The sequence below is a fragment of the Kitasatospora sp. NPDC022785 genome (genome assembly GCF_055561295.1).
The window spans coordinates 190,502-199,406 of sequence record NZ_JBVHHB010000016.1 but is presented as its reverse complement, the minus strand read 5'-3'; the positions used below and the strand labels follow the sequence as shown (position 1 = coordinate 199,406).

The window sequence follows — 8,905 nt, the reverse complement described above, 5'->3', positions numbered from 1 at the left end:
ACGGATCCTGCGCCTGGAGCATCGTGCCCATCGCACCGTCGGCCACCACCACCCGGCTGGCAAGTGCCTCACGCAACGCATCTGCGCGACTCTGCTGCTGTGCCGTTCCGTTCCGCGGCGTCATCAGGCGCCGACCGGGGTGTCGTCGGTGCGGCCGATCAGCTCCGCGGCCGAGATGCGGTACTCCTGGGTGCCGACCGTCTGCAACACCTCGGTGGCGAGGGCGCAGCCGAGGCGGGCCGCGCGGGGCATCGGCCACCGGCGGGCGAGGCCGGCCAGGAATCCGGCCCGGAAGGCGTCGCCGACACCCGTGGGGTCGGCGACGTGGTCGGTGGGCACGGCGGGGACGAGCAGCGGTGCCGCGTCGCTCCGGAGGATGCGGACGCCGTCGGCACCGAGTGTGGTGATCCAGGTGCCGACCTCCTCGAGGATCTGCCGCTCCGTCCAGCCCGCGGTCTGCTGGAGAAGTGCGGCCTCGTACTCGTTGGTGAAGAGCAGGTCCGCGCCCTGGACGAGGTGGCGGACCGCGGCCCGGTCGAGCCGGGCGAGTTGCTGGGACGGATCGGCCGCGAAGGAGAGGCCGAGGGTGCGGCACTCCTCGGTGCGGCGGATCATCGCCTCGGGGTCGTCGGGGGCGATGACGACGAGGTCGAGCCCGCCGACGCGGTCCACGACGGGGGCGAGGCGGATGTCACGGGCCTCGCTCATCGCCCCCGCGTAGAACGTGGCGATCTGGTTCTGGTCGGCGTCGGTGGTGCAGACGAATCGCGCGGTGTGCCTGGTCCGGCTGATCAGCACGGACTCGGTGTCGACGCCGGCGGCCTGCAACCAGGCGCCGTAGTCGGCGAAGTCGGCACCGGCCGCGCCGACCAGGACGGGACGCAGGCCCAGGCTTCCCAGCCCGAAGGCGATGTTGGCCGCGACCCCGCCGCGCCGGACCTCGAGGTCGTCGGCGAGGAAGGAGAGCGACACCTTGGACAGCTGGCCCTCGATCAACTGGTCCGCGAACCGCCCTGGGTAGACCATCAGATGGTCGGTGGCGATCGAACCGCTGACAGCGATACGCACGGCGGTGCCTCCTCGGGGCAACGGTGGGGCGACGGGTTCGGCGGGACTCGGTTCGGCGGGGCTCAGGTCAGGGCGACGGCCCGCAGCTTCTCCACCCGGTCGGCGCGCTCCCAGGTGAAGTCGGGCAGTTCCCGGCCGAAGTGGCCGTACGCGGCGGTCTGGGCGTAGATGGGCCGCAGCAGGTCGAGGTCGCGGATGATCGCGGCCGGTCGCAGGTCGAAGACCTCGCTGACGGCGTCCTGGATCCTGGCCACCGGAACGGTCTCGGTGCCGAAGGTCTCCACGAACAGGCCGACCGGCTCGGCCTTGCCGATCGCGTACGCGACCTGCACCTCGGCGCGGCGGGCGAGGCCGGCGGCGACGATGTTCTTGGCCACCCAGCGCATCGCGTACGCGGCCGAGCGGTCCACCTTGGACGGGTCCTTGCCGGAGAAGGCGCCGCCGCCGTGGCGTGCGTAGCCCCCGTAGGTGTCGACGATGATCTTGCGGCCGGTCAGGCCGGCGTCGCCCATCGGGCCGCCGATCTCGAACCGCCCGGTGGGGTTGACCAGCAGCCGGTAGTCGCCGGTGTCCAGGGCCAGACCGGCCAGCACCGGTTCGACGACGAACTCGCGGATGTCGGGGGCGAGCAGCGAGTCGAGGTCGATGTCGGCGGCGTGCTGGGTGGAGACCACCACGGTGTCGAGGCGGACGGCCCGGTCGCCGTCGTACTCGATGGTCACCTGGGTCTTGCCGTCGGGGCGCAGGTAGGGGACGGTGCCGTCCTTGCGGACCTGGGTGAGACGCTGGGCGAGCCGGTGGGCCAGCGAGATCGGCAGCGGCAGCAGCTCGGGCGTGTCGTCGCAGGCGTAGCCGAACATCAGGCCCTGGTCGCCGGCGCCCTGTCGGTCGAGCTCGTCGGCCTCCTCCTGACCGGCCCCCTCGACGCGGGTCTCGTAGGCGCTGTCCACGCCCTGCGCGATGTCGGGCGACTGGGAGCCGATGGAGACCGAGACGCCGCAGGAGGCGCCGTCGAAGCCCTTGGCGGAGGAGTCGTAGCCGATCTCCAGGACGGCCTCCCGGACCAGGGCGGCGATGTCGGCGTAGGCGCTGGTGGTGACCTCACCGGCGATGTGCACCTGGCCGGTGGTGATCAGGGTCTCGACGGCGACCCGGGACGTCGGGTCCTCCCGTAGGAGGGCGTCGAGGATGGTGTCGCTGATCCGGTCCGCGATCTTGTCGGGGTGGCCCTCGGTCACGGACTCCGAGGTGAAGAGACGGCGGGACACGCTTCCTCCGAAGGGTCGGCTGCCATGGGCTGGCGGGGCCCGCACAGCCTGGGAGGGCGTTCTTCAGCTCGGCTCGAGCCCGGCTGGAAGAGCCGCCGCGGGCAGGGGCCTCGAGCCGGACCTGAGCGGTGCGGCGCATCGTGCGGGTGTCCCGTACACGGCGGTGAGGAGAGGTTTCCATGGCGACGACGACGGGCCGGCCGGCCTTCCGGGTGCTGGTGATCGGCGGTGGGATCGGCGGTCTCAGCCTGGCGCAACGGCTGCGGCAGGCCGGGGTGGACGTCCGGGTGTACGAGCGCGACGAGTCGGCGGACGGCCGCCGGCAGGGCTACCGGCTGCGGATCAGCCCGGAGGGCGAGGCCGCGCTGCGGGCCTGCCTTCCGGCCCGGCTCACGGAGCTGGTGGCGGCGACGGCCAACACCCGGGACGATGCCGGACTGGCCGCCTACGACGAGCAGCTGACGGAGCAGTGGGCGCCGAAGTTCGAGGATCCGCGGGCGGACCGGGCCGACAAGATCGACGCCGTGGACCGGGTGACCCTGCGCCGGATCCTGCTGGCCGGACTGGCGGACACCGTCCACTTCGGCAAGAACTTCGAGCGGCTCGCGCAGACGCCCGACGGCCGGGTGACGGCCTACTTCGCGGACGGCACCGAGGCCACCGGCGACGTGCTGGTGGCGGCCGACGGCACCAACTCCCGGGTCCGGGCGCAGCTGCGGCCGGGGGACGCTCCCCAGGACCTCGGCATCCGGACGGTGTTCTCCCGGATCCCCCGGGACGCGGCGATCGCGGCCGGCCTGCCGGCGGCGCTGCAGGACCGGTTCTCCTATGTGATCGGCACCGACGGGCATCACCTCGGCCTGATGCCGATGCTGTTCCGCGAGCGCCCCTCGGCCGCCGCCGCGAGGCTGGCGCCCGAGGCGGAGCTGGCGGACGGCGAGGACTACTACATGTCCGTGTTCAACGTGCACCAGCAGGACCTCGGCCTGGCGGAGGAGGACTTCTTCGCGCTGGACGGCGAGGAGCTGTGCGCGCTGGTCGTCGAGCGCACCCGGGCCTGGCACCCGGACCTCCGCGGGATCTTCGGCTTCGCCCAGCCGGAGACGACGTTCGCCGTCGCGCTGCGCGCCACCCGCCCGGTGGAGGCCTGGGAGACCGGCCCGGTGGTCCCGTTGGGCGACGCGGTGCACGCGATGCCGCCGTCCGGGGGCGTCGGGGCGAACACGGCGCTGCGGGACGCGCAGGCGCTCGGTGCGCTGCTGGCCGAGGTGGCGGCGGGCCGGCGGGAGCTGGCGGACGCGGTGGCGGAGTACCAGAAGGGGATGATCGAGTACGCCACGGAGGGGGTCGAGATGTCGCTGAGGATCGCCGACTGGTCGATCAAGAAGGCCGCGGGCTGATCCGGGGCCGGACGACGCGGGAGGGGTGGGCCGGACGATCCGGCCCACCCCTCCCGTTCTATCCGGCCCGCCGGTCGCTCCCGGTCAGGACACCGTGCCCTCGTAGGCGCCGATGTTCGGCGCGGCGTCGGAGGGCACCGGGGCGCCGCCGCAGTCCCGTCCGCCGTTGAGGGCGATCCGGACGCCGGCGCGGACGGCCGGGGACCCGCACGTCAGCCGGTAGCCCTGCGGGCCCGTGCCGGGCGCGGCGAACAGCGGGTCGGCCTTGACCGCGTGGAGGTCGCCGGCGGGGACCTGGTCGATGTTGAAGTACAGGTTGTGGTCGAAGGTGCTCACCGGGTCGGTGATGGTCGAACCACCCGGCCGGCCGTAGAAGATGTTGTTGCGGTAGGAGACCACGGACTGGCCGTAGTTGCCGATCAGCGCCTTGGCGACGGAGGAGTACACCACGTTGTTGTAGAAGGAGAGGTTGGTCATGGTGACGCCGCAGCCGTTGAAGACCACCGGGAAGACGGCGCCGTTGTAGACGGCGTCGTGGTCGTTCTGGCTGATGTTGTAGCGGACGGTCACGCCGTCGCTGAACTGGCCCGGGGCGGTGCAGAAGGCGAGGAAGCCGCCGCCGTTGTCGTGGCTGTAGTTGTACTGGTAGACGACGTCCTGGTTCGAGCCGTCCGCGTCGAAGGCCATCATCGGCGGCGAGCTGGCGCCGTGCGAGACGTCGTTGTACTCCATCACGGAGTGGTCCGCGTTCCACACCCAGACGCCGGAGTGGTAGGCCGTGGCCCGCAGGCCGAACCCGTCGACGACGTTGTGGTCGATCAGCGGGGAGACGGCGTTCTGGACCACTATGCCGTCCCCGCCCATGTCGGCCAGGCGGTTGCCGGTGACCCGGACGTTGGTCATCGGCACGAAGTGGTTGGTGCCGGTCGGGAAGAGGTCCCGCTTGGACCACTGGGAGACGGTGGCGATGCCGTAGCCCTCGGTGGTGGTGACGGTGCTGTTCGCGACCCGGATGCCGTCGAAGGTGGTGGGCGTGGTCGAGCCGGCCGCCTTGAAGACGATGCCGCCGCTGGCCTCGTCGATCGGTCCGGTGCTGTCGATGCTGGTCACGTCGTGGACGTTGACGTTCTCGACGACGTAGTGGCTGCCGGTGCCGTAGTCGGTCAGCAGCACGTAGATGCCGGTGCGGACGGTACCGTCCTGGGCCGCCTTGTTGGAGACGTCGAGGTTGCGGATCTCCCAGCCCTGGCTGTTCTGCAGGAAGACCGCGGCGCGGGCGCCGCCGCCGGTGATCGCGGCGCGGGCGGTACCGCCGTACGAGCCGATGGTGACCGGCCGGTCCGCGGTGCCGGAGCCGAGCGGGGCCAGCTGCCCGGCGCAGGTGGTGCCGCTGCGCAGCAGGATCGAGTCGCCGGGCCGGAAGGTGGCGCCGTTGACCTTGGCGAGGCTGTGCCAGGCGGCGGTGGCGGTGGTGCCCGCAGCCGCGTCGTTGCCCGCCGCACAGTCGACGTAGTACTGGTGGCCGGTGGTGTCCGCGTGGGCGGCCGGCGCGGCGACGACGGCGGGGGCGGCCGCGAGGGCCAGACCCACGACCGCTCTGAGGGTGCCACCGAGGAAGCCGGGGCGCCCTGGCGGCCGGCCGCGCCGGACGCCGGTCCGGTCTCCGGCCAGCGGGTTGCGGATGCTCATGACTGTTCCTTCCGATCGGGAAAACGCGGGACCGCCGGCGGTTTTCCGGCCGGCGGCGCTGCCTGCGAGGATGTGAGGGACCGCCCGACGCGCGCTCGGGCGGCGCTCGAGCGCGCGTCGGGCGCGGGTGGGGCCGGCCGTCAGCGGCCGCCGGCGGGGTGGATGACCTGCCCGCTGATGTTCCCGTTGGCCGCCGAGCCGAGGAAGACGATCAGCCGGGCGACCTCGTCGGCGGTGCTCAGCCGGCCGCTCGGGGTCTCGGCGACGGCCTTCTCCAGCAGCGCCGGGTCGACCGCCTCGAGGCTCTCGGTGATGGTGCCGCCGGGCGCGACCACGTTGGCGAGTACGCCGTCACCGGTCCACATCAGGCCGCGCACGAAGCCGTGCAGGGAGGCCTTGGCCGCGCTGTAGATCTCCGAGCCCGGATTGCCGTGCATCGCGGTGACGGAGGAGAGCAGCACGATCCGGCCGAAGCCGCGTTCGCGCATCCCGCCGAGTGCCTGGCGGACCGTCCACAGGTGGCCCTCGACGTTCTCCCGGTACCGGCCGAGCCAGAAGTCCATCGGGAACTCCTGGTAGGGCACCATGTCCTCGGGATTCATCCACACCCAGGTCTGGGCGTTGGCGACCAGGACGTCGACTCCGCCCCAGGCCTCCTCGACGGCGGCGACCGTCTCCGCGATCGACTGCGGGTCGGCCAGGTCGTAATGGTGGGCGGACGCCCGGTCGGCGCCGCCGAGTTCCTCGACCAGCTTGTCGGCGGCCTCCTTGGACTTCAGGTAGGTGACCGCGACCCGCGCCCCCTCCGCGGCGAACGCCTTCGCCGTTGCCCGGCCTATCCCCCTGGTGGCACCGGTGACCAGCACCCGCTTGTCCGCCAACCCCAGATCCATGACTTGTCCCCTCGTGCTCTGGCGGCGTGGCCCCACAGCCCCGCCGGCACCCCACCCTCGGCAAGGGCGCTCGAACACCGCTCGGGACGCGGTGGAGCGCGGCTCGAGCGGGTCGCCGGCCGTACTCCCCCTCGTGGGTTCCTCGAGTGCTTCTGGAGCGGTCGGGCGCACTGTTCGCGCCGTCCGGCCGTTCCTCGTCGAAAGGCACCACGATGGCCACCTCCGCACCGCCCCTGACCACCGCGCCCGCCCCGGACCGGCTCCGCTGGTTCGCCCTGGCGGCGATCCTCACCACCCACTGCATGGACCTGCTCGACGGCATGATGGTGAACACCGTCGCGCCGTCGATCCGCACCGGACTGCACGGCAGTTACGCGGACCTCCAGTGGATGGCCGCCGGCTACACCCTCGCCTTCGCGTCGCTGCTGATCACCGGCGGGCGGCTCGGGGACGTCCTCGGCCGCAGACGGATGCTGCTGGTCGGCACCGTCGGCTTCACCCTCGCGTCGCTGCTGGCCGCCTTCTCGGTCAACCCGCAGATGATCATCACCGCCCGGATCCTCCAGGGAGGCTTCGCCGCGGTGATGGTCCCGCAGGGGCTCGGCATCATGCGCGACCTCTTCCCCGGCCGTGAACTGCCCAAGGCCATCGGCATGATGGGCCCGGTCGTGGGTATCGCCGCGATCGTCGCGCCGGTGCTCGGCGGCGCCCTGGCCACCGGGGACCTCTTCGGTCTCGGCTGGCGCACGGTCTTCTTCATCAACGTGCCGCTCGGTGTCCTCGCGACCGTCGGCACCCTGCGGTACGTCCCCGCCGGGCAGCCCGTCGAACGGGCCGGGCTGCGCCGGCTGGACGGCGTCGGCACGGTGCTGGCCGCCGGGGCGATGGTCCTGGTGGCCTACCCGCTGATGCAGGGCCGCGGCGAGTCGTGGCCCGCCTGGTGCTTCGTCAGCATGGCGTCCGCGCTGCCGGTCCTGGCCCTGCTCGGGCTGCACCAGCTCCGGCGGGCCCGGGCCGGGCGGGTCCCGCTGATCGAGCCGGCCCTGGTGCGCAACGGGCGGTTCGTCGCCGCCCTGCTGGTCGGGATGTTCTACTACATGGCGCTCAGCGGCATGATGTTCGCCCTGCTGGTCCAGTTGCAGACCGCGCACGGCTTCTCGTCGCTGGGCGCCGGACTGGCGATGGTGCCGTGGACGCTCGCCTCGGCGGTCGGCTCGGCGCTGGCCGGCACGGTGCTGGCACGCCGCTGGGACGGCCTGCGCACGCTCCAGGGCGGGCTGGCGCTGCTGGCCGTCGGAGCGGTCGGGGTGATCGCCGTGGTGTCGGCCGGGCCGGACGTCTCCGGCTGGCAGCTGGCGGTTCCGCTGGTGCTGCTCGGGCTCGGCATGGGCGGGGTCCTGACCCCGTACTACAACCTGGCGCTCACTATGGTCGCGGTGCCGGAGACCGGTGCCGCGTCCGGACTGCTCAACTCGGTGCAGCAGTTGGGCAACAGCATCGGGTACGCGCTGCTGGGCACGGTCTTCTTCAGCTACCTGACGGAGGACCCGGCCAGTGCCGACGACGCGCTGCGGGTGACGTTCTGGCTCGCCGCCGGCCTGCTGGTGGCGGCCGGGGCGGCGGCCTTCCTGATGCGCGGACGGACGCTGCGGGCGCCCCGGGCGGGGCTCAAGGCCCAGCCCGAGGTGCCGGCGTAACGGGCCGGGCCCGGGCCCTCCGTGGGGAGGACCCGGGCCCGGCCGCCGCCGGCCGCGCGGTCGGCGCAGCGCGGGGCGGTCAGCACAGCGCGGGGCGGCCAGCGCGGGGCGGTCAGCGCAGCGCGGGGCGGCTCATCCCGCCGTCGATGGTGTAGTCGGCGCCGGTGATGCTGGGGACCGCGCCGGAGGCGAACAGCACCACCAGGGTGGCGATCTCCTCCGGCTCGATGATCCGGCCGGTGGCCAGCCCGGTCATCCTGGGCACCGCCTCGATGAACTGCTCCGGGGTGAGCCCGGCCTTCTCGGCCGTCGCCGGGTTGGTCCAGACCCTGGTGCGCACCGGGCCGGGCGAGATGGTGTTGACCCGGACGCCGCGCGGGGTGAACTCGGCGGCCAGCGACTTGCCGACGCTGGCGAGCGCGGCCTTGGCGGCCGAGTAGTGGCCGAGCCGCGGGTCGGCCAGGGTGGCGTTCACCGAGCCGATGTTGACCACCGCCCCCCGGCGCTCGACCAGGCTGGGCAGGGCCTCCCTGGTGGTCCGCACGGCGGTGAGGACGTTCAGCCCGAACGCTTCGAGCCAGGTGTCGTCGTCGATGTCGAGGAAGCCGTCGGCCAGCTTCACCCCGCCGCCGACGTTGTTGACCAGGATGTCGATGCCGCCGAACTCGGCGAGCGCGTGCTTCACCAGACGCCGCCCGCCGTCCTCGGTGGCGAGGTCCACGGCGAGCGTGTGGGGTGTGGCGTCGAGCAGCTCCGGACCGACGGTCCGGGAGCCGCCGAGCACGTCCGCGCCGGCGGCTGCCAGGGCCCGGACGCAGGCCAGCCCGATCCCGCTGCCGGCACCGGTGACGACGGCCTTGCGGCCGGTCAGGTCGAATCGCATGGGGTCT

The 8,905-nt window shown here is 72.8% G+C and carries 7 protein-coding genes; 2 read left to right on the top strand and 5 right to left on the bottom strand.

The genetic code is table 11. The features are described from left to right. Window positions 1-123 precede the first annotated feature (123 nt). Both ACZ3YO_RS24305 and metK read right to left on the bottom strand, forming a co-directional pair. Window positions 124-1,068, bottom strand: coding sequence for a carbohydrate kinase family protein (locus tag ACZ3YO_RS24305; protein ID WP_465572790.1), 945 nt, complete (start codon window positions 1,066-1,068; stop codon window positions 124-126). 62 nt (window positions 1,069-1,130) lie between these two features. Next, window positions 1,131-2,336, bottom strand: coding sequence for a methionine adenosyltransferase (gene metK, locus ACZ3YO_RS24300; RefSeq protein ID WP_465572787.1), 1,206 nt, complete (start codon window positions 2,334-2,336; stop codon window positions 1,131-1,133). Window positions 2,337-2,515: 179 nt separating this feature from the next. Here metK and ACZ3YO_RS24295 point away from each other — a divergent pair, with 179 nt between their 5' ends. Next, the gene (locus ACZ3YO_RS24295) at window positions 2,516-3,736 is read left to right on the top strand and encodes an FAD-dependent oxidoreductase (protein ID WP_465572784.1); all 1,221 of its coding nucleotides are present in this window, start codon (window positions 2,516-2,518) and stop codon (window positions 3,734-3,736) included. 84 nt (window positions 3,737-3,820) lie between these two features. Here the strand turns inward: ACZ3YO_RS24295 and ACZ3YO_RS24290 are convergent, their stop codons facing one another. Continuing rightward, on the bottom strand, window positions 3,821-5,425 hold the full coding sequence (locus ACZ3YO_RS24290; protein ID WP_465572781.1) for a right-handed parallel beta-helix repeat-containing protein: 1,605 nt from the start codon (window positions 5,423-5,425) through the stop codon (window positions 3,821-3,823). Window positions 5,426-5,565: 140 nt separating this feature from the next. Next, a complete protein-coding gene (locus ACZ3YO_RS24285) occupies window positions 5,566-6,318 on the bottom strand; it encodes an SDR family NAD(P)-dependent oxidoreductase (protein ID WP_465553244.1) in 753 nt (250 codons plus the stop codon). 212 nt (window positions 6,319-6,530) lie between these two features. Here ACZ3YO_RS24285 and ACZ3YO_RS24280 point away from each other — a divergent pair, with 212 nt between their 5' ends. Then, on the top strand, window positions 6,531-8,015 hold the full coding sequence (locus tag ACZ3YO_RS24280) for an MFS transporter (protein ID WP_465572778.1): 1,485 nt from the start codon (window positions 6,531-6,533) through the stop codon (window positions 8,013-8,015). Between the two features lie 112 nt (window positions 8,016-8,127). Here the strand turns inward: ACZ3YO_RS24280 and ACZ3YO_RS24275 are convergent, their stop codons facing one another. Further along, entirely contained in the window at window positions 8,128-8,898 is a 771-nt protein-coding gene (locus tag ACZ3YO_RS24275) for an SDR family NAD(P)-dependent oxidoreductase (RefSeq protein WP_465553248.1), read from the bottom strand. Window positions 8,899-8,905: the final 7 nt, after the last annotated feature.

Coding starts and splice junctions, on each gene's coding strand:
- ACZ3YO_RS24285 (WP_465553244.1), bottom strand. CDS start 6,318: ATGGATCTGGGGTTGGCGGACAAGCGGGTGCTGGTCACCGGTGCCACC.
- ACZ3YO_RS24295 (WP_465572784.1), top strand. CDS start 2,516: ATGGCGACGACGACGGGCCGGCCGGCCTTCCGGGTGCTGGTGATCGGC.
- ACZ3YO_RS24280 (WP_465572778.1), top strand. CDS start 6,531: ATGGCCACCTCCGCACCGCCCCTGACCACCGCGCCCGCCCCGGACCGG.
- ACZ3YO_RS24275 (WP_465553248.1), bottom strand. CDS start 8,898: ATGCGATTCGACCTGACCGGCCGCAAGGCCGTCGTCACCGGTGCCGGC.
- ACZ3YO_RS24290 (WP_465572781.1), bottom strand. CDS start 5,425: ATGAGCATCCGCAACCCGCTGGCCGGAGACCGGACCGGCGTCCGGCGC.